This window comes from Streptomyces sp. NPDC002463 (genome assembly GCF_042889835.1).
GTDB lineage: Bacteria > Actinomycetota > Actinomycetes > Streptomycetales > Streptomycetaceae > Streptomyces > Streptomyces nymphaeiformis.
The window spans coordinates 295,122-318,763 of record NZ_JBIARL010000004.1 but is presented as its reverse complement, the minus strand read 5'-3'; the positions used below and the strand labels follow the sequence as shown (position 1 = coordinate 318,763).

The 23,642-nt window shown below is 68.6% G+C and carries 25 protein-coding genes and 3 pseudogenes; 9 read left to right on the top strand and 19 right to left on the bottom strand.

Translation table 11 applies throughout. From position 1 onward, the window contains the following. Positions 1-47: 47 nt before the first annotated feature. From ACFYX3_RS11685 to ACFYX3_RS11675, 3 genes are all read left to right on the top strand, one after another. Entirely contained in the window at positions 48-926 is an 879-nt protein-coding gene (locus ACFYX3_RS11685; RefSeq protein WP_389011274.1) for a MerR family transcriptional regulator, read from the top strand. Between the two features lie 98 nt (positions 927-1,024). After that, on the top strand, positions 1,025-1,294 hold the full coding sequence (locus ACFYX3_RS11680; RefSeq protein WP_389011271.1) for a hypothetical protein: 270 nt from the start codon (positions 1,025-1,027) through the stop codon (positions 1,292-1,294). A 269-nt stretch (positions 1,295-1,563) separates the two neighbouring features. Beyond that, positions 1,564-1,848 (top strand): hypothetical protein, encoded by a 285-nt coding sequence (locus ACFYX3_RS11675; RefSeq protein ID WP_376583741.1) that lies wholly within the window; start codon positions 1,564-1,566, stop codon positions 1,846-1,848. A gap of 264 nt (positions 1,849-2,112) precedes the next feature. Here ACFYX3_RS11675 and ACFYX3_RS11670 read toward each other — a convergent pair whose 3' ends face one another. The 3 genes from ACFYX3_RS11670 to ACFYX3_RS11660 form a co-directional block, all read right to left on the bottom strand. Beyond that, entirely contained in the window at positions 2,113-2,571 is a 459-nt protein-coding gene (locus tag ACFYX3_RS11670; protein WP_389011268.1) for a hypothetical protein, read from the bottom strand. Positions 2,572-3,117: 546 nt separating this feature from the next. Continuing rightward, entirely contained in the window at positions 3,118-3,675 is a 558-nt protein-coding gene (locus ACFYX3_RS11665) for a TetR/AcrR family transcriptional regulator (RefSeq protein ID WP_389011553.1), read from the bottom strand. 5 nt (positions 3,676-3,680) lie between these two features. Continuing rightward, positions 3,681-4,043, bottom strand: coding sequence for a DUF1304 domain-containing protein (locus ACFYX3_RS11660; RefSeq protein ID WP_376583747.1), 363 nt, complete (start codon positions 4,041-4,043; stop codon positions 3,681-3,683). 322 nt (positions 4,044-4,365) lie between these two features. On the opposite strand from ACFYX3_RS11660, the gene ACFYX3_RS11655 reads away from it, so the two are divergent. Continuing rightward, entirely contained in the window at positions 4,366-4,878 is a 513-nt protein-coding gene (locus tag ACFYX3_RS11655) for a GNAT family N-acetyltransferase (RefSeq protein WP_389011264.1), read from the top strand. Between the two features lie 52 nt (positions 4,879-4,930). Further along, complete coding sequence (locus tag ACFYX3_RS11650; protein WP_389011261.1) at positions 4,931-5,326, top strand: hypothetical protein; 396 nt, start codon at positions 4,931-4,933, stop codon at positions 5,324-5,326. Positions 5,327-5,363: 37 nt separating this feature from the next. Here ACFYX3_RS11650 and ACFYX3_RS11645 read toward each other — a convergent pair whose 3' ends face one another. After that, positions 5,364-6,227, bottom strand: coding sequence for a LysR family transcriptional regulator (locus ACFYX3_RS11645; protein ID WP_382662750.1), 864 nt, complete (start codon positions 6,225-6,227; stop codon positions 5,364-5,366). A 92-nt stretch (positions 6,228-6,319) separates the two neighbouring features. Here ACFYX3_RS11645 and ACFYX3_RS11640 point away from each other — a divergent pair, with 92 nt between their 5' ends. Further along, positions 6,320-7,057, top strand: a complete 738-nt coding sequence (locus ACFYX3_RS11640; RefSeq protein ID WP_389011258.1) for an SDR family oxidoreductase — start codon at positions 6,320-6,322, stop codon at positions 7,055-7,057. An 829-nt stretch (positions 7,058-7,886) separates the two neighbouring features. Here ACFYX3_RS11640 and ACFYX3_RS11635 read toward each other — a convergent pair. The 6 genes from ACFYX3_RS11635 to ACFYX3_RS11610 form a co-directional block, all read right to left on the bottom strand. Then, positions 7,887-8,399: a hypothetical protein gene (locus ACFYX3_RS11635; RefSeq protein WP_389011255.1), complete on the bottom strand. Its 513-nt coding sequence runs from the start codon at positions 8,397-8,399 to the stop codon at positions 7,887-7,889. 47 nt (positions 8,400-8,446) lie between these two features. Next, positions 8,447-9,037, bottom strand: a complete 591-nt coding sequence (locus ACFYX3_RS11630) for a hypothetical protein (protein ID WP_389011252.1) — start codon at positions 9,035-9,037, stop codon at positions 8,447-8,449. 64 nt (positions 9,038-9,101) lie between these two features. Next, complete coding sequence (locus ACFYX3_RS11625; protein ID WP_389011250.1) at positions 9,102-9,857, bottom strand: hypothetical protein; 756 nt, start codon at positions 9,855-9,857, stop codon at positions 9,102-9,104. A gap of 130 nt (positions 9,858-9,987) precedes the next feature. Further along, a complete protein-coding gene (locus ACFYX3_RS11620; RefSeq protein WP_389011247.1) occupies positions 9,988-10,794 on the bottom strand; it encodes an IS5 family transposase in 807 nt (268 codons plus the stop codon). An 81-nt stretch (positions 10,795-10,875) separates the two neighbouring features. Continuing rightward, the gene (locus tag ACFYX3_RS11615) at positions 10,876-11,112 is read right to left on the bottom strand and encodes a hypothetical protein (RefSeq protein WP_389011244.1); all 237 of its coding nucleotides are present in this window, start codon (positions 11,110-11,112) and stop codon (positions 10,876-10,878) included. A 135-nt stretch (positions 11,113-11,247) separates the two neighbouring features. Next, positions 11,248-11,814, bottom strand: a complete 567-nt coding sequence (locus tag ACFYX3_RS11610; protein WP_389011551.1) for a transposase family protein — start codon at positions 11,812-11,814, stop codon at positions 11,248-11,250. A 342-nt stretch (positions 11,815-12,156) separates the two neighbouring features. On the opposite strand from ACFYX3_RS11610, the pseudogene ACFYX3_RS11605 reads away from it, so the two are divergent. Continuing rightward, positions 12,157-12,974 (top strand): annotated as a pseudogene (locus ACFYX3_RS11605) (IS5 family transposase). Between the two features lie 319 nt (positions 12,975-13,293). On the opposite strand, the gene ACFYX3_RS11600 reads toward ACFYX3_RS11605, so the two are convergent. The 5 genes from ACFYX3_RS11600 to ACFYX3_RS11580 form a co-directional block, all read right to left on the bottom strand. Further along, positions 13,294-13,803 carry a hypothetical protein gene (locus tag ACFYX3_RS11600; RefSeq protein ID WP_389011242.1) on the bottom strand — a complete coding sequence of 170 codons (510 nt, stop codon included), beginning with the start codon at positions 13,801-13,803 and terminating at the stop codon, positions 13,294-13,296. 361 nt (positions 13,804-14,164) lie between these two features. After that, positions 14,165-14,323 carry a transposase gene (locus ACFYX3_RS11595; protein WP_389011548.1) on the bottom strand — a complete coding sequence of 53 codons (159 nt, stop codon included), beginning with the start codon at positions 14,321-14,323 and terminating at the stop codon, positions 14,165-14,167. Positions 14,324-14,350: 27 nt separating this feature from the next. Further along, on the bottom strand, positions 14,351-14,695 hold the full coding sequence (locus ACFYX3_RS11590; protein WP_389011239.1) for a hypothetical protein: 345 nt from the start codon (positions 14,693-14,695) through the stop codon (positions 14,351-14,353). Positions 14,696-14,710: 15 nt separating this feature from the next. Beyond that, positions 14,711-14,929, bottom strand: coding sequence for a hypothetical protein (locus ACFYX3_RS11585; RefSeq protein ID WP_389011236.1), 219 nt, complete (start codon positions 14,927-14,929; stop codon positions 14,711-14,713). Beyond that, positions 14,926-15,408, bottom strand: a complete 483-nt coding sequence (locus ACFYX3_RS11580; RefSeq protein WP_389011233.1) for a Na/Pi symporter — start codon at positions 15,406-15,408, stop codon at positions 14,926-14,928. Before ACFYX3_RS11580 ends, ACFYX3_RS11585 begins: the two co-directional genes overlap by 4 nt. Positions 15,409-15,716: 308 nt before the next feature. Here ACFYX3_RS11580 and ACFYX3_RS11575 point away from each other — a divergent pair, with 308 nt between their 5' ends. After that, the gene (locus ACFYX3_RS11575; RefSeq protein WP_389011230.1) at positions 15,717-16,649 is read left to right on the top strand and encodes a hypothetical protein; all 933 of its coding nucleotides are present in this window, start codon (positions 15,717-15,719) and stop codon (positions 16,647-16,649) included. Positions 16,650-17,054: 405 nt separating this feature from the next. Here ACFYX3_RS11575 and ACFYX3_RS11570 read toward each other — a convergent pair whose 3' ends face one another. The 4 genes and pseudogenes from ACFYX3_RS11570 to ACFYX3_RS11555 all read right to left on the bottom strand — a co-directional run bounded on the left by ACFYX3_RS11570 (position 17,055) and on the right by ACFYX3_RS11555 (position 19,383). Next, positions 17,055-17,474 (bottom strand): hypothetical protein, encoded by a 420-nt coding sequence (locus ACFYX3_RS11570; protein ID WP_389011227.1) that lies wholly within the window; start codon positions 17,472-17,474, stop codon positions 17,055-17,057. Between the two features lie 149 nt (positions 17,475-17,623). Further along, a pseudogene (locus tag ACFYX3_RS11565) lies at positions 17,624-18,231 on the bottom strand (IS110 family transposase); the annotation flags it as partial. Positions 18,232-18,512: 281 nt separating this feature from the next. Further along, positions 18,513-18,643, bottom strand: a pseudogene (locus tag ACFYX3_RS11560) (transposase); the annotation flags it as partial. A 425-nt stretch (positions 18,644-19,068) separates the two neighbouring features. After that, positions 19,069-19,383, bottom strand: a complete 315-nt coding sequence (locus ACFYX3_RS11555) for a hypothetical protein (RefSeq protein ID WP_389011224.1) — start codon at positions 19,381-19,383, stop codon at positions 19,069-19,071. A gap of 924 nt (positions 19,384-20,307) precedes the next feature. On the opposite strand from ACFYX3_RS11555, the gene ACFYX3_RS11550 reads away from it, so the two are divergent. Next, positions 20,308-22,731 (top strand): endonuclease/exonuclease/phosphatase family protein, encoded by a 2,424-nt coding sequence (locus tag ACFYX3_RS11550; RefSeq protein ID WP_389011221.1) that lies wholly within the window; start codon positions 20,308-20,310, stop codon positions 22,729-22,731. Positions 22,732-23,642: the final 911 nt, after the last annotated feature.

The window sequence follows — 23,642 nt, the reverse complement described above, 5'->3', positions numbered from 1 at the left end:
AGGACGGACTTGACTCTCGGGTAACGCGAGACGGCACAGTCAGAGCCGTGGACAGGAGAAACCTGCTGCCGATCGGGCAGTTCTCGCAGGCCAGCGGCCTCTCGGTCACCGCTCTTCGACACTACGACGCCAGTGGCGTGCTGGTGCCGGCGTTCGTCGATCCGGTGAGCGGCTACCGGTACTTCCGGCGTGACCAGGTGCGTACGGCGCAGTCGATCAGGGCACTGCGGCAGCTGGACATCCCGGTCGAGGAGGTGCGCCGGCTGCTCGGCGGCGGCGAGGAGGAGCTCGCCGCCGCCCTGCAGGCGCATCTGCGGGCGGCCGAGCGGCGGTTGGAGGTGCAGCGCTCCGTGGTCCACAGCCTGTTGAGCCGACTGACCGAAGGAGCAGAGATGACCCACCGCGTCACCGTCCGCCAGGGCGCCGCCGAACGGATCCTCGTCCGCGGGGCGACCCTGGACAACTCCGGGCTCGACGCCTTCCTCCGCAACGCGTACCAGGAGATGTACGAGGTCGCCGGCCGCGGCCCGCTCACCTTCACCGGGCCCGCTTTCGTCCGCTTCCACGGAGTGTGCGACGACGAGAACGAGACGCTCGTCGAGGCGTGCCTGCCGTTCTGGGAGGACGGCGCGCAGCCCACGGACCTGCCCGAGGGCATGAGCGTGCGCGAGCTGCCCGAGAGCACCCTCGCCTGCACGCAGGTCGAGGGCGCGGCCGCCGCGTTCCCGCAGATCCTCGGCGCGTACGACGCCGTCGCCGGTTGGATCACCGAGCACGGCTTCACCTTCGCGGGCCCGGCACGGATGGTCTACCGCCGGTGGACAGGGACACCGGACCACCCGGACAACCGACTGGAGATCGCCTGGCCGATCGACGAGCCTGCCGACGACGGACCGCTTCCTTCGAATCGGTTGATCGTCTCTTGACGTGTGTCGTCGAGTGATGCCCAGAGGGCGCCCTCGACGGGCTGCTGTTGCCGGACCGGACGCCTCGGCAGGATGGACGGTGGCGTGATCACCAGCAGGTGACGGACGCGATCGCGTCCGAGTACGGCACCGGAACGCCGTGGATGGCCCTGCCGGCGCACTTCGGATCAGCGAAGGGCGCCGACCGCAGGCAGCGGAAGCGGACCGCCGACGGCACCCGGGTGAAGGACCTCACCGCCTTGCCCGCCCAGGCCGGCGCCGACTGCGAACTCGGCCGGGTCGTCACGGCCGGGTCGACCGTCGTCCACGCCCATCGGCACGCCGCCGCCAAGGCCCGTCGAAGGAGCTCCGGCCGTCGAACCAGATGACCAGTCCTCGGGCGCTCACGCGGTGGCTCGAACACCAGGAGCCACCTCACCTCGGACAGCCGTCGCCGTCCGCCCGCGTACCTCATCACACCCGGCCGGGCCGGCGACACACCCGCATTCACCCAGACCGTGATCCGAATGCAGGTCCCCGGTCCGGATCACCGGTGCGTCTATCCAGGTCGTGTCCGGGCCTCCCCCGAGCGAGTCACGCTCGGTGGGGGTATGTCGTTTCGCGCAAGGTGACCTTGGGATCCATGAGGGGATCAGCTATGTACGCAGTAATCCGGCGCTACGACGGAGTGACCGACTCTGCCGAGGCAGGACGTCGAGTGGACGAGGGGTTCGTGCCTCTTCTTCGCCGAGTCCCCGGTTTCGTGGCTTACTACTGGGTGGACGCCGGGGACGGCGTGATGGTCTCCACCAGCGTCTTCGAAGACCGAACCGGGGCCGAGGAGTCGATCAGGCGGGCGGCGGACTTCGTCAGGGAGAACCTCGCGCCGCTGCTCCCGAACGCTCCTCAGGTCACAGCCGGCCCGGTTGTGGCTGCCGGGTAGCGACTGTCGATGTGGGTCGCTGGATCCCGACCACCTCCGCTCAGACGGCCTGGCCCTTCGCAGAACCCCTGTCAGAGCAGTGAAATCGGCCAGGTCCTCTCGCGTGTGAGGAGCAGTTCACCCTGAACGGCGCCGGCGCGGACAACCAGGGGCCATCCCTGCGGGCGCGGGAAGCAGACGGCCCGTCAGCGTCGTGGCGCAGCCTCGAGGTGCATCGCCTCGTGGGCGATCGCGTTCATCCCCCAGGTCCTGGGCTTGCGAGGGCTAGGCTGCGTCGGGCAGCCCCAGCGCGACCAGGAGGGCCGAGGAAAGCTCTTCCGCGAAGAGGGCCGACCCGGTCAGCGCCTGCCGGACGGCTTCCTCGTCGGGCGTCAGTCCGGCAACGGCCGACCAAGCGATTGCGCCTGCCACGGCGGACCCGACGGGAAAGTGTTCCAGAGGTATCTCGTAGCTCTTCGCCGTCTCCCGGTTCAGCAGACCCTCCCAGCTGCCGCCGTCCGGCGTGAGGGCCTCGACGAACCCCACATCGCTGTCCAGGAAGGACACCATCACGGCCGGTGCCCCCACGCTCTGCACGAGGTTCGCAAGGCTGCGGCGTCCCGCCTCGGCGAAGTCCGTGACCTGCCAGCCTTCTGCCAACACCTTCGACTCGTCGATACCCGTGAAGCCCGCTGCCCGCATCAGCCGGCCCAGCTTCCCCGTGGACGTGGACCGGGTCGTCAAAGACCCACCTGAATTCCCCATGGCCCGCAAGCTAGCCGACGCCTCTGACAAACCCACTCGCACCCCTGAGACGCCGACGGAGGAAGCCGGAACAACGGACTTCTAGGGGGTCCGGCATGTCTTGGGGCCTCAGAGTCGAAGCGTGATCCATCTCAGGTCCGCAGCGAGGCCGGCACGATCGAGGCCCGCGCCAAGCATGGTGTGTGGTCTGGGGGCCGAACCTGGTCGCTCTCGACCAGTCGCCGTCCCGATGCCCGGCCACCTGCTGCTGGTTCCTTGGAGACCGAGACAGCAGATCCACCCCGTCCCAGAGCCCGAAACCCAACTGCGGCCAACGACGCCAGCGCCGTGAAAAACGGACACGCGTTCGCCGTGACGAGCGGCGACAGCACGAGACCTGAAAGCACGAACAGCAGGCACGCCACCCGCACAGAACGGGCGGCTCGGGGGACCGATCCCGCGGCTCCGAGGAGCCGGGAAGGGACGTTGCACGATGACCGCACAGCTGAGGGCCGTACCGCGGAGACGGGGAGCAGGGGGCCTTCGTCAGGACAGGGGGGTGCGGTGCAGGTTGACGAGCAGGCGCCAGACCCACTGTGCGATCTCGGTGGGCGTGGCCTCGATGAGGCCGTGCAGCCAGTCGGCGAGAACCCCGGCGAAGGCTGCCGCCACGGCCGAGGCGACCAGGTCGGGCTCCGGCGCGCCTGCCAGGGTGCGCTCTGTGCGGCTGCGGGCGCGCAGGTCCTGGTGCAGCACGTGACCGAGGGGGCCGCTCCCGCCCGGGCGCAGCAGCTCCCGGTAGAGGCCCGCATGCGGGGCGAGACTCTCGAAGAAGGCGGGCAGGGACGGCGGCGGGCTCGCGGGATCGGGCGAACCACGCCACGCGTGGAGGGCCTCCACGGCTTCGCGGACGACGTCGGCGCAGGCATCGACGGCGAGCGCCTCCAGGTCGGCGTAGTGGAGGTAGAACGTCGCGCGGCCGACTCCCGCCCGCCGCACCAGCGCTGCGACGCTGATCTCTCCCAGGGGGCGGAGGGCGCACTCTTCCAGCAGTGCCTGGCGCAGCTTGGCACGGGTGCGTGCCGTACGGGGATCTGCCTGCATCGCGGTCACCGGGCGAGCAGGACGGCGGCCAATGCCAGTGCCCCGGGCAGCGCCTGGGCGATGAAGATGCGCCGATTGGCGGTGAAGCCGCCGTACAGCCCGGCGATGAGCACGCAGGAGAGGAAGAAGACCTGGACCCGGAACCCCGTCGGATCCCCTGCGATCAGACCCCAGACCAGCCCGGCGGCCAGGAACCCGTTGTAGAGGCCTTGGTTCGCGGCAAGCGGGGCTGTGGCGCGGGCCATGTCCGCATCGAAGCCGGAGAGACCGCGGCCCGGCTTCTTCTCCCACAGGAACATCTCGAGAACCAGGATGTACGCGTGCAGCACGGCCACCAGCGCGACCAGCACATTCGCCGTCACGTTCAAGAGGCACACTCCTTAAGATAGTGGACAGGTGTCCATGATACATGGACACCTGTCCACTATCTTTGCCGGACCGGAGCCCCCCACTCCACAGGCGCCGACGGTGGGCGCCGCCATGCCATGGGCCTGGGCCTATCTGCCTCTTCAGCACACAGGCCCGTGCCCCCTCGGCACCCCCGTGTCGACCGCCAAAGGGGCGAGCCGACCCGTCGACCACGGCATGAGAATCCGGGACGAGGCCGGAACCGGAACCAGAGCGCCTCAAGATGGTCCAGGAGCCCTGGACAGCTGCACGACAGCCGTGTCCTGGGGCAAGCTGGGCATCATGAGCGACTTGTACGGTGCTGATGTCGTCCTACGTCCTTCCGCCCTCGCGGACGTCCCCGCTCTCGCCGCCATCCGGGCCACGCCCGAGGTCCGGGCACGATGGCTCGGCGAGGACGATCTGGCCGGGGAGATCATCTCCGACCTGGAAGACCCCTCCACCCGCTGCCTGACGATCCGATACCGCGGCCGGATCGTCGGCATGATCCAGTGGTACTCCGAAGAAGACCCGGGGTACCGGCACGCCGGCATCGACCTCTTCCTCGATCCGTCGATACACGGCCGGGGCCTGGGCACCGACGCCGTCCGCACGCTCGCCCGGCACCTCGTCGACGACCGCGGCTACCACCGGCTGGTCATCGATCCGGCGGCCGACAACGCGGCCGCAATCCGCTGCTACGAGAAGGCCGGGTTCCGGACCGTCGGCGTGATGCGCCAGTACGAACGGGGCGCGGACGGCACCTGGCACGACGGCCTGCTGATGGACCTGCTGGCGGCGGAACTGGTGCGCTGAGCCCCGCCCTTGCCCATGCCTGACGCTCTCCGACTGGCTGGAGCGGGTTCAGATGGCCGATCTCAGCCGACTGGTCGACGATCCAGCTGCCTGGGCTCCGATCCACAGGCTCGCAGGAACCCTGGACAAGACGCTTCCCGGGATCTTCGCCACCGACCGCCCCGAACGCCTCGAAGCCGCACGCCGCCGCCTCACCAGCGGCAGTCTCGGGGAAGAGCAAGACAGCCGGGTTGCTTCCCCGGCACCCCCGCGCACTTCCGCCATCGCCGTGTTGTTCGAGAACGCGGCCGGCCCGGCTCTCAAACAACATGCCAGGCCACCAGCTCACGCGGCTCTCCGGCGTCATCTGCATGGAGACAGGACAACCCGGTCTGATTCGCTCGCCGTCCCAGATGATCTGGTCCGGCAGGTCCACTTCTTCGGCCCCACAGGCCCTGGTGGCGTCTGAGCCGTCCCGGGTGGTGGCCGATGAGGGCAGGACCTGGTCATAGCCGTGCGGCCGTGCGGACCAGGCCGGCCAGGGCGAGGGAGCGGCTGTGCGCGGGCCAGGCGATGTGGGTCACGACGGGAGGTGCGTCGGTCAAGGGGACGGCCGTGTGCTCGGCCCACAGCCAGGAGCGGGCGGAGTCGGGGGCGACCGCCACGGTGCGTCCGAGGGCGATCAGCTGGGCCAGTTGCGTCTGGTTGTGGATCTCGGGGCCCGGGCCGGGTGCGTAGGTGCCGTGGGTGGGCCAGCGGGCGAGCGGCAGATCGGGGACATCCCTGACATCAGCCAGGGACAAGGTCTCGCGGGCGGCGAGCGGGTGCCCGGCAGGCAGGACGGCGACCTGCCCCTCGGTCGTCAGTGCCTCGCTGTCGAACCCCGCGAGGGAGTTCCACGGCGTGTGCATGAGCGCGACATCAGCACGTCCGTCGCGCAGCAACTCTTCCTGCTCGCACACACCGCACAGCAACACCTCGATCTCGGCGCTGTCGGGCTCGGCCGCGTAGGCGTCGAGAAGCTTCCGCAGCAGTTCGTGCGACGCGGCGGCCTTCACCGCAAGGACCAGCCGACCGCGGGGGCCGCCGGGGCTGTCGGCACCGCCGGCTCGCCGGGTGCGGCGCGCAGCGGCAGCGGTCGCGTCGAGGGCCGCCCGGCCCTCGTGCAGCAGCACCTCTCCGGCATCGGTCAGGCGGACACCACGGCGGTTGCGCTGCAGCAGGCAGACCCCGAGGCGCCGTTCGAGCTGCTGGATCGCCCGCGACAGCGGCGGCTGTGCCATGCCGAGGCGCTCGGCGGCGCGTCCGAAGTGCTGTTCCTCGGCGACGGCCACGAAGTACCTCAACTCGCGGGTCTCCAGGGTGTCCACGGCCGCAGCATACGCGGTGATACCTGGCAGGTATCACAGGGCACCGTACCGGTGTTGGCCGCGCCCCTCGTCCGCGAGCCAACATCGTCAGCATGAGCGAAACGATGATCGCGCTGGTGACCGGCGCGAACAAGGGCATCGGGTACGAGATCGCGGCCGGGCTGGGCAGCCTCGGGTACCGCGTGGGCGTGGGAGCCCGCGACGGGGCCCGACGCGAAACCGCCGTCGGGAAGCTGCGCGCCGTCGGCGTGGACGCGTTCGGGGTACCGCTGGACGTGACCGACGACCAGAGCGTCACCGCTGCCGCGGAACTGATCGAGCGGCTGGCCGGGCGCCTGGACGCCCTGGTCAACAATGCCGGCATCTCTGGCGAGATGGGCCCGGGATGGGTGCAGGACCCGACCGCGCTCGACCTGGAGGTGCTCCGCACGGTCGTGGATACCAACGTCATGGGTGTCGTCCGGGTCACCAACGCGATGCTGCCGCTGCTGCGGCGCTCGGCCTCGCCACGCATCGTCAACGTCTCCAGTAGCGTCGGTTCCCTGGCCCGGCAATCGGACCCGGACATCGAGATCGGCCCGATCATGGCGGCCTACGCGCCGTCGAAGTCGTTCCTCAACGCCCTCACCGTGCAGTACGCCCGGCAGTTCGCCGGTACGAACATCCTGATCAACGCCGCCTGCCCGGGCCTGGTCGCGACCGACTTCACAGGCTTCCAAGGGCCCCGCACTCCTGAACAGGGCGCGACCACAGCGATCCGGCTCGCCACGCTGCCCGGCGGCGGCCCGACCGGTTCGTTCTTCGAGGACGACGGCGTCGTCCCCTGGTGATCACGAACCCGCCGTGGATCCCGCAGAAACCAGATGCACTGAGAATCCCGGGCCGAACGTTCTCATCGAACCTGGTAACCCCGCAGCTCAGCACAAGATCCACAGACAAGCCCAACGGAACAGGACAGGAGCGTTGCTGTCCGGCCGGACCGCGGCGAGCATGGCGCGGCCGACGGCGTCCGTGGTGGTGACGTACCGGGGGGAAGAGGCGCCTCAGCAGCGGGTGGATGACTGCGGTGGCACCGTAGAGCACGCGGTAGAGCGGGGTCCGGGAGACGGCGCCGTCGACCGGCTGCGTTCAGGGGCAGTGCCCGGAGGTCGTTCTCCGTGCGGCCCTTGACGCGGGCCCACACCTGCCGGCTCTTGCCGGCGGGGTCGGTGCCCTCGCCGGAGACGTACACAAGGGTCAGGTTCGGGCTCGCGGCGATCAGGGCGCCTGCGGAAGCCAGCGCGTAGTCATGGGTGACGCGGGTGCACTCGGCTTCGCTGCGGCCGACGGCGGAGACGCCGAGGCAGTAGAAGCAGGCATCCAGGCTGGTGAACTGGTGCTGGATCGCGGTGTAGTCGGTGAAGTCGGCATGGACGATCTGCCGGAGCTTGGGGTGTGCCACGTCCAGGGGGTCGGACGACGGCGAGGACCTCGGTAACCGCGTCGTCCCGCAGGTCCGGCGTGCAGCACATGTGCTCCAGGAACATGCACACGCGCTTGGGATCCCCGCGGGTGCGAGGTGCGAATCCGGGTCCCGGACCACCGGGCCGACCGGATGGGGTCATCGGTACATCCGGCATCTACCGCGGCAGCACCAAAGCCCCAGTGGACGTATGGAGGTCACCAGTCTCGGCTGGATTCCACGCCTTCGATCAGCGCCGCGCGAGCGGCGGACAGATCGCGTCCGGCAGCTGTCTGCGCTTCTTCCACCAAGAAGTCCAGCGCGTCGAACAGCTCCTCGCGCTCCACGGTCTCGATGAAGGACGAGCGGCTGTCCAGCGCGTTGAAGGCAGCTGCGAAGGCGCGTCCGATCTCCGCGATGTCGCCATAGTGCTCGCCGCCGGTGACCTCGGCGAGGAAGGCATCCCGGGTGGCCTCGTACTGGGCGACGGCCTTGCGGTGTCCGGCCCGCGGTATGTGCTCGCGGCCGTCCCAGTCGCGGAGCGGGTTGGCAGCGTTGACAGCGACCCATTCCGGCTTGCGTGCACCATGGACATCGAGCTGTACTCCGTGCCGCACCTGGGGACGCCAGGTCTTGCGCATCGCGGCCGCGTAGCCGGCAGGAATGCCGTACAGCGACACCTCCTCCATCTCCGGGACATGGCGCGGCAGCAGACAGTCCGCTGTGTCCATCCCGAACAGCTCCCGGATCGTGAGCCCCTGCAGCCGCGGCAACCGGTTCAGGGCTGCCGCCGAAGTGAGCGTGCCAGGTTCCCCGAAAGCGACAAACGGGTCAGGTTCGGGAAGACGGCGGCGAGGCGGGCGCAGTCGAACCGGGTGATCCGGCGCACGGTGAGGTGCTTGACGTCCGAACGCACGGCACCTCGCGCGTGTTCGGCGGCAAGTTCCTCGGCCGTGCACGTCAGCGAATGCGGAGCATTCCAGTCCCCGCGGTCGCCGTTGTCCCAGTGCCGCTGCCGGGCCAGTTGTTCACCCCGGCCCCATACCGACGCATAGGCACCGGAGGGTTCTGCCACCAGCGGAAGCAGGGAACCGATCACCGTGAAGCTTCTCGGCAGGACCCACCCGTGGTTCCAGTACGAGAGCGTGCCACCCCAGCTGTGGTGCGTGAGCCGGAGCGGCCGCACGTCGCCCAGGTCGGCCACCGCCGCAGGCTCCGGCCCGGACCAGTCCAACTCGAGGACGGCAGCGCACTCTGCCGCGGCGTCGACACCGGTGACCTGCGAAGCGGCCCAGGCACCGAGCGCATCGGAATGCACCGCGACGACATCGCCCGCAGCAAGTGGCCTCGGCGGCTGATGTCGTCCCATCCCCGGATGCTAACGACCCCCGTCCCACTCGCCGCATGCGAGGGACGGCCTCAGTGCGCTGCGGTCATGGCGTGGGCCAGGTGCCGAGTGCTCGGGCCAGCCGGTCGCTCTGCTCGCGGGTGATTCCTCGGGCGAGGCGGATTCCGCACCGTGGGCTGCCGGTCTCGTCGCAGTACAGGATGCCGGGAAAGTGCTGCTGGGTACCGGAAAGCGGCGAGGGGGAGGGCAGGGCCCACTCAGCCGGCTCCCACAGGGGGTGGTCCCGTAGCAGGGCATCTGCCAGTACAGGCGCCATGTCTTGGTCGATGCCCGCCTGGACGAGCGCGTCGCCGATCAGCGTGGCCGCGCCGGTGGGCAGGTTCCTGTCGCCGAGAGCCGGAAGCAGGAGCAGCAGGCGGGAGTGTGGCGCGTGGATCCCGGGGGCCTCGGGGTCGGGTGTGCCGGCGATGTGTGTCAGCTCCTGCCAGGACAGTCCGGGGCCGGCTTGGTGGCCGTCGATGGTGGCCAGGTAGCCGTGCCGATCCCACTCAGGGTGGGAGACGAAATACTCGGTCCCCAGGTCATCGGTGAAGTTGCGACCCACGATGACCACACTGTGGTTGTCGGCGAACGGGATGCGGAAGACCGGCCAGCGTTCCTCGTCGGTGAGCGCCTCGTACGCCGCGTCGGTGTCGGCCTCGTCAGCACCGAACCACAGTGGATCCGGGTCGTTCTCCTCGGTCTGGCACATCCACAGCAGGTATGCAGCCCAGAACCCCCGCAGAGCCAGCAGCTCCTCCGCTGCGACGAGGGGATCGTTCTCGTATCCATCGATCAGCACGAGCTCAGAGTGCCACCTGACTCTGACAGGCCCTGCAGCACTTGCTCCTTCCCATGAAGGGCGTTCCTCCTTCTCGCCGACATCACGGAAGACAGTGATGAGGAAGGGCTGATCCCTCAGTGAGCCTCTTTCATCCTGAATAGCTGCAGTTCAGCAGGGTGTGGACGGCCTGGACGATGGTGCTGATGCGGCGGGTGGAGCATCTGGCCCGGCGGAGTAGTCGCCAGGACTTCAGCAGGGCGAAGGCGCGTTCGCCGGGCGCTCTGAGGCGGGCGTGATCGCGGTTGAACTGCTGGTAGTGCTTGGGCTGTTCGCGGTGGTGGTAGTACGGGGTGCGGACGGTGGCGCCGGCGCCCTGGTAGGCGCGGTCGGCGAGGACGAGGATCTGCCGGGTGAGGCAGGCCTGGACGATGCCGTGGGCGCGGGCCGCGGTCAGGTCGTGGGTGCGGCCCGGTGTCGCGCGGGAGAACCACAGCGGTGTGCCGTCGGGCCGGGCGATGACCTGCACGTTCATCCCATGCTTGCGGTGCTTCATCGAGTAGTACGGCTCGTCCGCACCGATGCGGTCGATGGGGATCAGGGTGCCGTCGACGATGACGTGGTCGCCTTCACCGAGGCCGGTGAGGGCTTCGTGGAGGCCCGGCGCCCAGCCGGCCAGGACGTCCAGCGTCTCGTCGACGTACCGCCAGGCCGTTGCTGTCGAGACGCCGAACCCGGCCGCGAGCTGGGCGAACGTCTCGTTCTTGCGAAGGTGGACCAGCGCGAGGAGAGCCTGCTTGAAGCAGCCGAGTCGTCTCCACGGCGAGTTCAGTTCACGCCTTCGGGCGTAGATGAGCCAGGAGACATGCTCGACCAGCTCATATGGGACGTCGAGCATGGAAGGATACGGAACCAACAGAGCCCCCGGGCTGTCGGCAGTGTCGAGTGGAATTAACACCGCCAACGACCGAGGGCTCTGCCACGTCACCACCCCAGCTGACCAGGCCTTATAGTCCCTCAGAGGCGGGATGAAACCGGTTCAGTTGGTGCCGCTGGCCCGGGCCAAGCGCACGATCGCGGTGATGGCGGCGGGAGCGACCATCAGGCCGACAGCAAACATGGCGAGGACCGCGGGCGAGGTTCCGGTGTAGTCCGGGCTCTTCTCGTCCTGGTCAGCCAGGACGCCGGCACCGATGACGGCCAGGACCGACACGCTGAGGACAAATGCCCCGAGACCCTTGCGTGCGGACGGTGAGCGCAGCGGGATCAGCGCCACGAGTAGCCACACCACCGCCAGGACGACAACAATGGGTCCAGCTCCCACAACGCCCCCAAATTCAGCAAACTAAATGGCAGTTGACCATGTCATGGCGTCCGGCCGATGTCACCCCCTCTACCCAGTGAGCCGTTTTCATCCTGAACAGCTGCAGGTCAGTAGCGTGTGGACAGCCTGAACGATGGTGCCGATGCGGCGAGTGGAACACCTGGCCCGTCGGAGCAGTCGCCAGGACTTCAGCTGCGCGAAGGCCCGTTCTCCTGGAGCCCTCAGCCGGGCGTGGTCGCGGTTGAACTGCTGGTAGTGCTCGGGCTGTCCGCACTGGTGGTAGTACGGGGTGCGGAGGGTGGCACCGGCGATCACGTGGTCGCCCTCGCCCGGGCCGGTCAGGGCCTCATGCAGGCCAGGCGCCCAGGCCGCGGGGACGTCGAGGATCTCGTCGGCATAGCGCCAGGCAGTGGCTGTCGAGATGCCGAAGCCGGCCGCCAGGGCGGGCAGCGTCTCGTTCTTGCGCAGGTGTACCAGCGCGAGCAGGGCCTGCTGGAAGCAGCTCGGCTTCCGCCACCGCGAACGGCGTTCACGCCGTGGTGGGTAGATGAGCCGGGAAACGTGCTCGACCAGCTCATGCGGGACGTCGACCGCAGCACGGTACGGGACCGGGCGAGGCTCCTCGGACGATGCGTGGTGCGTAGAGAACACCATCGAAACGACCAGGAGCCTCGTCTCGTTGCGCACCCTGTTGACCTGCCCTTTCACCCCACAGAGACAGGATGAAAACGGCTCAGTGACGAATCTGGTGGCCCGTTGATGGGCAGAGCGGATGAGGACGAAGAGCAGGGCGGCCAGGTCTTCCGCCCCGGCGTCATCGTCCGCGTAGCGCGTGGTCTGCAAGGGGCCGACCTGGTCCAATCGAACTCCTTCCAGCTCCAGGACGTAGGCGAGGGTGAGCATGGCGAGGCGGGCGCTGCCGTCCGGAAAGGGTGGAAGAAGGCCACGTCCAGATAAGACCGTGTCCTATGTGGTGAGGCGGGCGTTGGGTTCGTCATGGGGCGGGGTACATGGAGTTGGATTGTTCCGGACGGGTTGTGGGAGATCGCGCGGCCGCTGATCCCGCCGTCGAAGGTGCGGCCGCAGGGCGGCGGAACGCAGGACACGCCTGATGAGACACTGTTCGCCGCGATCATCTACGCGCTGGTCTCCGGCTGCGCCTGGCGGGCCCTGCCACCCTGCTTCGGCATATCGAAGTCCACGGCCCATCGCCGGCTCCTGATCTGGTCCAGGGCCGGAGTGTGGGACCGGCTGCACGAGGAGATCCTGCACCGCCTCGACGACGCCGGCCTGCTCGACCTCTCACGCGCCGTCCTCGACTCCGCCCACGTCCGGGCGAAAAAGGGGGCGAACTCACCGGTCCGAGCCCCGTGGACCGCGGCAAGGCAGGCTCCAAGATGCACGTCCTGTCGGACGCGAACGGACTGCCCCTCCTCGTCGGCGTCTCGGCCGCCAACACCCACGACAGCCAGGCCCTGAAGCCCATGGTGCTCGGTCACCAAACGAAACACGACCCCCACCGCGGCCGTCACCTCAAACCCCAGCGCCTCCACGCCGACAAGGCCTACGACATACCTGAGCTGCGGAAATGGCTCCGCGGCAAACGCATCGGCGTCCGCATCGCCCGCAAGAGCATCGAGTCCTCAGAACGGCTCGGCCGCCGTAGGTGGGTGATCGAGCGGACCATGTCCTGACTGACCGGCTACCGCCGGCTCAACCACCGCTACGAACGACACCCCCGCAACTACCCGGCCTTCCTCGGCCTCGCCGCAGCCATCTGCTGCTACAAACGACTCCTCCGCCTCACCACATAGGACACGGTCTAAGGCCACGATGGCGTCGTGAACCCGGCCCGCCTCCTCTGGCGCCACTCCCTTGTAGTCGTACGGGCCGTGCTCACCTCGACGACGACAAGGAAGACGAACAGGCCGGGCCGCTTGCCAGGCTTCTCCTGGTACGGCTCGCCCGTTGTCACCTTCAGGACACCCTTGCGCGGCCGGCTCTCCCGCAGGGACCCGCATTCGACCCCGGCCAGCCTCTCGCGGACGATCGCAGAGCAGTACGTACGGTCGTCCTTCATCCACACGAGCTTGCCGGCGCCCGGCGCGTCCCTCGGGGGTCGGTCCGTGTGCATCAGCTGGGAATGTCCGCGGGTTCGGTGGGAGCGAGGGGGTGGGCTGCGAGACGGCGGGCTTCGGCCGTCACCTCGGCATCGACCTGGTCCGCGGTTCTGTCGCCGTATTCGAGGATGGCGTACTCGTCATCGAGCTCGGCAAGCCGTTCCGTCAGGGGCAGCTCATGTCCGTAGCGCCGATGAACACGGAAAGTGAGCTCCCAAGGTTTCAGCTCGCCGGCGAGCATGCGTCGTGCGAGCGCTCGCGCGGCGGCTTCGTGGCCGGCCCTGCTGGCGACCGGATGGAAGGTGAGGCCGAGTTCGGCGAGTGCCGGGGGAAGCAAGTCGTGGACGTCGTAGTCCGCCTCGGCGCGAGTGCGGGCGGCGAGGATTCGAAGGCCAGGGGTATCGAGTCCCGCGACGAGTGCATCACAGGCGGCATTGACGACATCACTCGCACTGATTTCCCCCGCACTCCAGAGGGCGGCATGGTCCTGTAGCGCGATTGCTGCTGCTTCGGTCGACGTCACTCGTCCATGATCGCCTTCAGGGCTCGTCCCGGTCGAACAGGTTTCACGGCCGGGGGGTGGAAGGTGGGACGGTGTTCGGAGGCGGCGGGGCTGGGCAGCTTCGTCTGGTTCATGAGCGGACCAGGCACCGGCCGTCGGCGGCAAGGTGAATCTTCATGTCCTGTCCGCAGTGGGACCACTCGATGGTGTGGTCGCCCGGTGCTCCGGTCGGGCCCCTCTTTGCAGGCGCCGGCCGCGTGCTGGTGGGCGCGGACGCTCGTGGTGGTCACCGAGACCGCCACGTACCGTTCCTCTTCGATGTCGGCCTGGGCCAGCACCGCGATGAACCCCGCTGCTCGGGTCCCTTCGACGGCACACGTGCTCAGCCGGTTCGGGGCACCCCGCCAGTGCCGTACTTCTCCGGCAGGTGGACCCACTGCGACCCGGTCTGGAACGTGAAAGCGATCGCGTCGATCACCTCGTAGTGATCACGCCATCGGCCACCGCGTTTCGGCGTCCGGTCCGGCGGCCGCGGCTCGATCCGCGACTCCGCCGTCGAACGCCGTGCTCAGAACACGCCCACCAGCACGATGACCAGGGCGGGCAGCGCGACGCAGACGGTGCCGAGGTAGACGGCGAGGACCCACCGGCGCTCGGAGGCGATGCGGGCGAGATTCCCGGCGCAGAACAGCGGTACGGGGCGCAGGAGCGGAATCACGTAGATCACGACGATCGCGAAGAGGTTGTAGATCAGATGCACGAAGGCTGCCTGCAGGCCGATCTTCGCGTCCTGTCCGACGCCTGCGAACGCCGCGAAGACCACCGTGAACGTCGTGCCGAGGTTGGAGCCGACGACGGCGGGATACACCTGTGCTGGTGTCAGGATGCCTGTTCCGGCGAAGGGCACCAGCACGGACGTGGTGATCGTCTAGGACTGGGTGACGACGGTTACTCCCATGCCTGACGCCATGGCGAGGTAGGCGTTGCGGCCGACGGCCTTGATCAGAATGTCGCGGGCCCTGCCGACCATGAGCAGTTTGAGGAGCTTTCCCAGGTAGCGGACGGCGACCAGGATCAGAGCTGCGCCGATCACGATGGTGAACAGCGGACCGAGCGTGCTGCTGACGTGTGAGGTCGCGTGGATCACTGCGTGTTCCACGGTCTGGTGGCGGCCCGGATGAAGTTCAAGTGGGCCGGGTTCGGCAGCCAGTCCGTGCCGTACAGCGCATTGGTCAACGTCCCGCTGATGTGCTTCAGCGGATGCCAGATCAGTTCGATGAGGAAGAAGATCAGCAGCGCGAGCCAGTTGTAGAAGTCATGGACGGTCGAGGCGCCCAGCGCCCTGCGGAACTCCGTGCGGTCGCCGATGAAGGTCAGTGCGACCAGGCTCGTCGTCACGGTGGTGCCGACGTTCGCGCCCAGAATGATGGGGATCGCGCCCTGGATGGGCAATGCGCCTGACCCTACGGCGGTGACGGCGATGGCCGTCGTCGTGGTCGACGACTGGATCAGGACCGTACCGAGAATGCCGACGCTCAGCCCGACCCATGGGTGCGCGGCGAAGGCGAACATGGTGTGCGCCGCGTCGCTGCCCAGCCCCGCGAAGCCGCGACTGATGATGCTCACGGCACAGATCAGCAGATAGATCAGCCCAGCGACACCGCACCAACCGAGGGCTTTGGTCCATGCGGGGAGCTGGTCGGCTCCGGCGTCGCTCTCAGCCGCGGGGGCCGAGCCGCCAGAAGGGGCTCGCCCGGAGACGTCACCCCCTTTATGGCTGTTGTCCTGCCCGCTGTCGGGTATGGCCTCCGCCGTGAACCAAGGCTACGAGCTCCTGACGAGGGGCGCACGTTGATGAGGATCTCTGCAATCGGCCAGGGCCGCTCGTCCCCTGATTCGGTCCGGAGTCCAACAGCAGCATCTACGCTCTCGGCATGCAGCGCAGCGATGTCACCAGGGACGACGGCACGTGGGTGGGCCTGTCCCTGGACGTGCAGGACCGCCACCAGCCGGGGCTGTGCGTCTTCAGTGCCGGGCCGCGACTGCTGGTCTCCCAGCTGTCGCGGCCCGTGCTGCTCGCTGTTGTCGACGAGCAACTCCAGGGCGCGGACTTCTGGCGCACCGACGAGTACCGCTCCTTCGTCCCGCCGTTGCGTGCCGATGTGGGGCGAGCCCTGGCGGGCAGCCCGGAACGGTGGGCTCATCGCTTTGCGCAGTACCTCATCGACTCTCCGGACAGCCCGTTGCACGAGGGCAGGTGGCTGCTCTCGTGCGAGAGTCCGCTCCGGCGCCGGCGTCACGCCGGCACTTCGCACGCCGAGTACTGGGGCTCGATGCTCGTCGACGGCCATCCGGACGGATACATCGACTGGTTCTTCCATTCTCACTCGTGGGAGGTCCTTCCGCTGCGGCCGATGCCCGATTCCGACGACAGCCGGGTCAAGGCGTACCGCAAGCAGGCTCGTGAAGGGACGCTTCCTCCCGTCTTGTTGTGGTGGGTAAGCGGCCTGGACTGCCATCTGATCCTGGACGGTCACGCGCGGCTCGCCGCGGCGATCGCCGAATCCGTCGAGCCGCCGCTGCTGCAGTTGCACCGCACGGTGCCGCGTGGTGACCTGGCCGCACGCATCGATCAGGCCGTGGGCTTCTACGAGGACGAACTGGCGCGCTTCGCCGAACTCCGCGCCGTCCACGGCCCCACGGTCCCAGACGGCGCTGCCACCGCCGGTCCACAGCTCGTCCGCCTCCTCCACGACCTGAACACCGCGGAACAACCGACCTGGGCCTGGCCCCTGCCCGGCGGAGAGGACCGGTGGCGTCAGATCGTACGAGAGGTGACAGCCGGCCAGGACTGGTCCCGTATCTGAGCCCTGTCGAATTCCTCCCGCTGACCGTTGCGTCCGGATGTACCGCTGTACCGCCAGAAGCGCGCACACCGCAACGAAGGGCTGTCTCCCAGGCACGAGCTCCCACGCGTAGCGGGCTCTGGCGCAAGCCGCCCTCAACAGGCTGTGCGTGGCCGAGTCGGCAACGCACAGACCCTGGAAACGGCTGGCTGCGGGCGGCATGGGGATCTCCGTCTAGCAGGTCCGGGGGCACCCCGCGCAGGGGCGATTTTCAAGGAGCCCCATCAACGTGGCTGAGCGCCGAGCGGGGCCTGTTCCAGGCCCGCCCCAGGCACCGCGCACGCAAGAAGGCGGCAGCATGAGCGAGGACCGGGACAGGCTTCTCCATGCCGCTGTCAGGCCGCGGCAGGTGCCGTCCGGACGAGATCACTCGGCTGGTGCGACGATCGCCTCGACGGACCGTCTCCGAAGGCGAATCGCCAGGATCTCCATCTCGACGAGCGTGCCGGTGAGACCGTTCTCGGCGAGTTTCCCGGTCAGTGCTCGTGCTTCGCCGGGGGATAGTTCCCGTGCATCCCGGAGGGCCTGCAGCACGGGAACTAGGCTCGGCACGTCTCCGGACAGGCGAAGTCGAGCGGGCCCGTGTGCCTGTAGCAGAGCTTGTCGAATGTTCTCGGGCGCAACGGGGCCACTGTCTTGCTCGCACCACGCATTCGGGCAGTCCACGCATTGTCCTTCGGTGCCCCAGCTGAGCATGCCGTGGTCGAAGAACTGGCCGACATCGCAGGTCGTCACGCCTCCGCAGGCATCACACCGGCCTGTGACCTGCACTCCTTGCGTGATCACAGAGGCTCCTCGGCGTCATCGGTCCATACGATGGGATCCTCCTTGAAAAGTCGGCTCTCGTCGATCAGGTTTGCGATCGGCGAAAGCCCTATGGGGCGGTTGCCACCGGTGGCGTGAGTTCGTAGTGCCGCTGATCCCGGAGAAGTGCCCACAACACGTTTCCGGAGCCACTGTTCGAGCCGGCTGGCGCCGAGCCGGCGGATGGCTGACGGTGTCTGGTAGCCGGCAAGGAGAACCGAGGGGCCGTGGTTGCCCAGGTCGAGGGCGCGCTCGAAAGCGGGGAAAATGCCGGTCAGGAGGTTACGTAGGCGGTTGACGGCTCGAGTGCGGTCGCAGACCGGGTCGGCACGGCGGCCGGTGAGCAGACGGAGCTCGATGGTGGCTTTCTCGCCGGGCCTGATCGGCTGCAGATCACGGGCATGTGGGCTTGGTCGGCGATGACGTGTGCGTCGCGGGCATCGGTCTTGTCCTCGCCGCGGTAGTCGGCCATGGCCCGGTTCACGGTCCGGCCAGGGATGCAGAGCACCTGCTGGTCGTGGTCGAGCAGGAGCGCGTTGACGAGAGCGGCCCTGTCGTCGGCGAGGTCGATGGCCCAGACCACCTCGTCGCCCAGGGGGAGAACATCGGTGATCAGCTGCAGGAGGTCGGGCTCGTCGTCGGCTACCCGCCTCGATGACAGCTTGGTGCCGCCTCCCTCGATGACGAAGCAGAGGTGGTGGCCCTTGCCGGCATCGATGCCGGCCCAGATGCGGTCAATCGTGGTCCCGGGTGAGTCGTACGGATTCTCCGCAGACGACCTCGCCGGCGTTGTCCTGCTCTGCGATCTACTCACAATGGCTCTGTTCACGAGAACCGGCTCTGGCACAACTTCTGTGGAGCCACACCACCCGGGCTTGTGTCTCCCTCAGGTCAAGCCGTTGACCTGCCGTTTCCCGGCGCGCTCCGGCCTCGGACGCCGAGTTTCGACTCGGCACCACAGAAGTTGTGCCAGAGCCGAAGTTGCTGAACATCTGCTGTCGATTTTCGTGAGCAGAACCACTCTGGCAAGTCGTGCCAGGAGTGCCGGTCCGCAGCCGCCACAGCACACCGTTGACCACCGGCAGGTGGTCAACGGTGTGGACGGCCAGGCCCGTCCATCTGCGGCAAAGTGGTTCCATCCGCTCCCACATCGCGTCTGTCGACTCACCTCGACCTGCCTCACGATCGATGGTTCAGAGTGCTGGTGGTCAGACTTGGATGCGAGGTCCGCCATGAACCGGCTCAGTCGATAGGTGGTCGGCTGCTCCAAGCGGCCGCACAGCGTGTCGATCCGGATCGTCGACCCGTCGACCCGTTCCTCCCGAAGCCGGCGCAGGTGCGCGCGCAGCTCCGACTTGTCCCGAGTCTCGAAGGTCACTTCCCACCGCCCCACGTCCGGCGCAGTGCGAGCAGCGAACTGCTGCTTCCTCTTCCTCTGTCCTGACACCGGCCCAGAATCGCTGGCCGGTGTCAGGACAGCAAGGCAATCGGACCGAGCACCACGTCGCTCCCGGTAATCGTTTGTCGTACAGGCATTCGGAAGCTCCAGCCCTCGCACGGGACGGCCCGCCCCACCTCAGAGAGGCCGCATCACCTGGGCCAGGCCCTCCGGGGTGTCCTTCACCTCCGGCGGCGGCCCCGGGTCACCCCGATACGTCACGCCATCGATGGTGACCCCGCCCGTCGCCTCGGGCAGGGGCAGATGCTCAGTTCGGCCGTCGGCCGGTCCGCCGACGAAGGTCACCAGGACAGTGATCGAGTTCGGGTCCATCGAAGCTGTCGTCTCCACGCGTTCCACTTCACTCGGGGCTGCCGCACCGTCGCCGGAACCACCGCATCCCGCGAGTGCAACCAGCAGGCCGACGCAGCCCACCATTCTCAGGATCTGCATCCACGCATCCTGCCAGGGCCAGGCCAGGCCACCCACAGCAGAGACGATCTTGTGATCTCGACACAGTCCGACCAGGACACGCCCCGCCGACTGGGGAGCTGAGGTCGTACGCCGACACCTGGGCCGTTGTCGGCTTCCCTGTCGCGCGGCGAATCCGGGGAATGCACAGAGCCAGACGCGTCGAGCAGGGACAGGGCGGGGACGACAGCACTCCCCCGACGGGGCTTGGGCCTGCGGCCGCCCGTCCGCCCGCAGTCGGCGCCAAACACCACCAGCCGGGCTGAGAGCGACAGAAGCACCAGCCACACTGTGCGCATGCGATACGAAGAGAAGGCCAAGCTCGTGGCTGTGAAGGCCCTCGTCCCGGTGACCCTTCTCGTCTGTTCGCCAGTACTGCTGACTGCGGGAGCGCCGATCCACCGCCGGTACCTCCGCTACGTCCACCGGGACGGGGCCCCGCAGATTCTGGACAAGGAGCGGGGCCGGGTCAGCGTCCACTACTTCGTGGTCACCAACCCCCTTCTCAGGTGGCTCTGTAGGCCCACCGAAACGCTCAGCCGCCTCGTCTCGCGCCGAGGCCGGGAGGCGAACCGGGCATCCCAGGGAGTCCGGGCCGTGGTCGACGCCATTGCTCTGTGCATGCCCTTTCGCCCCGGCCAAGGCCGACACGGCGGCCAGGTGGATGGCGGTCCACGGCACGAACCGGGCGGACCTGCGGGAACACCGCCCAGACAGCGTGGGCATGGTTCCGAAAAGTTCATGTCCAGAACCTTGATGCGTCAAGTTCTACGCGCGTATCTTCACCTCTGAATCTGTGTGAGACGCCCGTCGGCGTCCCTCATCAATGCTTTGACGACCTCTCACTGACCTGGCGCGCCAGCGCGGCGGCCGGGCCTTGTCCTGCCATGAAGGAGCTCCGCAACGGTGCCCAGCCCCATAGCCACTCGCCGCTCCCACTCCTTGCTGCTGCGTGCCGCCCTGCCTGCGGCGGTCACCGCGTCCCTGGTGCTCGTCCCGCTGCCCGGCGCCCTCGCCGCCCCGTCCGCGGGTGCGGTCATCGCGGAGGTGTACGGCGGTGGCGGCAACTCCGGCGCGACGCTGAAGAACGACTTCATCGAGCTCGCCAACCCGTCCGCGGCCGCCTTCGGCCTGACCGGCTACAGCGTGCAGTACCTGCCGGGCAGCCCCAGCGCCAGCAGCAAGTGGGGGGTCACCCCGCTGAGCGGCTCGGTCGCCCCCGGCGGCCGCTACCTGGTCGCCGAGGCGCCCGGCGCGGGCGGCACCGTGGACCTGCCGGCCGCCGACGCCGCCGGCAATCTGGCCCTGTCCGCCACGACGGGCACCATCGCGCTCGTCAACGGCACCGACGCGCTGACCTGCAAGACGGCCGCGGACTGCGCCGTCGACCCGCGGATCGTCGACCTGGTGGGCTTCGGCACCGCCGTGGTCCACGAGGGCTCCGCCTCCGCCCCGGGCGCCTCCAACACCGCCTCGGTGGCCCGCGCCGCGTCCCTCGCCGACACCGACGACAACGCCGCCGACCTCCAGGCGGGCGCGCCCACGCCGGTCAACAGCAAGGGCGAGTCCACCCCCGGCGGCGGCTCCGACAACGGGCCGACCGAGCCCGGCACGGTGCGGATCCACGACATCCAGGGCGCCACCCGCCTCTCGCCGCTGGCCGGCAAGACGATCGCGGGCGTCCCCGGCACCGTCACCGGCGTGCGTACGTACGGCTCCAAGGGCTTCTGGATGCAGGACCCGAACGCCGACGCCGACCCGGCCACCAGCGAGGGCGTCTTCGTCTTCACCGGCAGCGCCGTCCCCGCCGTCAAGGTCGGCGACTCGGTCCTCGTCACGGCCAAGGTCAGCGAGTACTACCCGAACAGCTCGGGCGGCTCGCAGTCCGTCACCGAGCTGACCAACCCCAAGGTCACCGTGGTCTCCTCGGGCAACCCGGTGCCCGCACCGGTCGTGCTCGACGGCTCGAACATCCCGGCGGCGTACGCCCCGGACGCGGCGGGCGGCTCGATCGAGTCCCTGCCGCTGCGGCCCGGCACCTACGCGCTCGACCTGTTCGAGTCGCTGGAGGGCATGGACGTCGAGGTCCGCGACGTGCCGGTGACGCAGGCCAGCAACGAGTACCACGAGCTGTGGGTGGACGCCCGGGAGCAGGACCCGCGTTCGTCCCGCGGCGGTGTCGTCTACCTCGGCTACGACCAGCCGAACTCCGGTCGTCTCATGGTCCAGTCGCTGGGCGCGGCCGCCGACTTCCCGGTCGCCGATGTCGGCGACCGGCTCACCGGCGCCACCGGAGGTCCGCTGGACTACACCTCGTTCGGCGGCTACACGGTGGCGGCCACCCGCGTCGGCGCCGTCCAGTCGGGCGGGCTGCAGCGGGAGGTCACCGAGTCCGGCCTGCCGAGCGAGCTGAAGATCGGCACGTACAACGTCGAGAACCTCGACCCGGGCGACCCGGACGAGAAGTTCGCCGAGCTGGCGGCCGGCGTGGTCACCAACCTGCGCTCGCCCGACATCCTGGCACTGGAGGAGATCCAGGACGACAACGGCCCGGTCAACGACGGCACGGTCTCGTCCGACGCCACCGTCGCCAAGTTCGTCGAGGCGATCAAGGCGGCCGGCGGCCCGGCGTACGACTGGCGCTCCATCGACCCGGTGGACGGCAAGGACGGCGGCGAGCCCGGCGGCAACATCCGCCAGGTCTTCCTGTTCAACCCGGCCCGTGTCTCCTTCACCGACATCCCCGGCGGCGACGCCACCACCCCGGTGGACGTGGTCGGCACCGGAAACCACACCTCGCTGACCGCCTCCCCGGGCCGGATCGACCCGCTCAACGAGGCCTGGAACAGCAGCCGCAAGCCGCTGATCGGCCAGTTCAGCTTCCACAACAAGCCGGTCTTCGTGATCGCCAACCACTTCAACAGCAAGGGCGGCGACCAGGGCCTCGACAGCCGCTTCCAGGCCCCGACCCGCAGCTCCGAGGTCCAGCGCGCCAAGCAGGCCGCGGCCGAGCAGGCCTTCGTCGCCAAGCTCCTGGCCGCCGACCCTCGCGCCCGGGTGGTGTCTCTCGGCGACTTCAACGACTACCAGTTCTCACCCGCGCTCCAGACCCTCACCCAGGACGGCGTCCTGCGTGACCTGGTCGACGAACTGCCCGAGTCCGAGCGCTACTCCTACGTCTACCAGGGCAACTCCCAGGTGCTCGACCACATCCTGGTCAGCCCCGCGCTGAAGCCGCAGCACGTCCAGTACGACGTCGTCCACATCAACAGCGAGTTCGCCGACCAGGCGTCCGACCACGACCCGCAGGTGGTCCGGATCAAGCCCTGACACAGTGAATCGCCGCAGCTCCTCCGCCCGGTTCCTCGACCGGGCGGAGGAGCTCGTCCACCAGTCACGCGGATTCCCGCCGCGGGCGGCATCGCCTACGCCGCCTCCCCCCGCCCGTACAGGGCCGCCATCGACAGGCTCGCCGGCACGCCCTCGGCCGCCTGCACGGGGTGAACACCCAGGTGTGGATACCGATACGGACCACCTCACTCACCGGGGCACCGCCCGCACCGATACTGGGGGCCGCATGTCCGGCACCATCGCCCTCCTCCACCGTCCCGACCGCCCGCGCGTGATCACGCCCCGCAACGTCTGGATGTGCAGATCCACCAGGGCGACGCACCGTGCCGTGGCCGTGTAGCACTTCCGATCGCCGTCCCACCGCATGGAAGCGGCGCAGGGACTGTCCACGGCTGCCGACCCTGCCGGTCCAACCGGGACCGTCGCCACGGCGACAGCGCTCGCCTCGTCGCTCGTCACATGAAACGGGAAGCGCGCGATCACGGCCGCGACGCATCGGTTGAAGGAGTCGACGTCACGGTTCACGTGATGGGTCTTCGCCGATTCGATCGTGGGAATCTGCACCACGCGACCACTGGCCACGTCGACTCGATACGTCCGAACAGTCCGTCCGAACAGGCCACTCGTCGCGATGGCGACCAGCCCCCGCTCGCCGATCCCCCGAAGTACACCGGCTCGCTCGACGGCCGGTACTCGTATCCGATCAACCCGCCCGGGATGCCGGCCTCCTCGAGATCGGCAGCGATAGAGGGCTGATCGGTAGGATCTGCGGCTGATGAAGGAGCCTGTGCCAGATCGGCTGATCGAGATGGTCTGGCAGGGCCTTACAGCCTGCGTACCTCCGCAAGGCATGCTGTTCGCACGGGACCGGCAACACGTCTCGTTCCGCT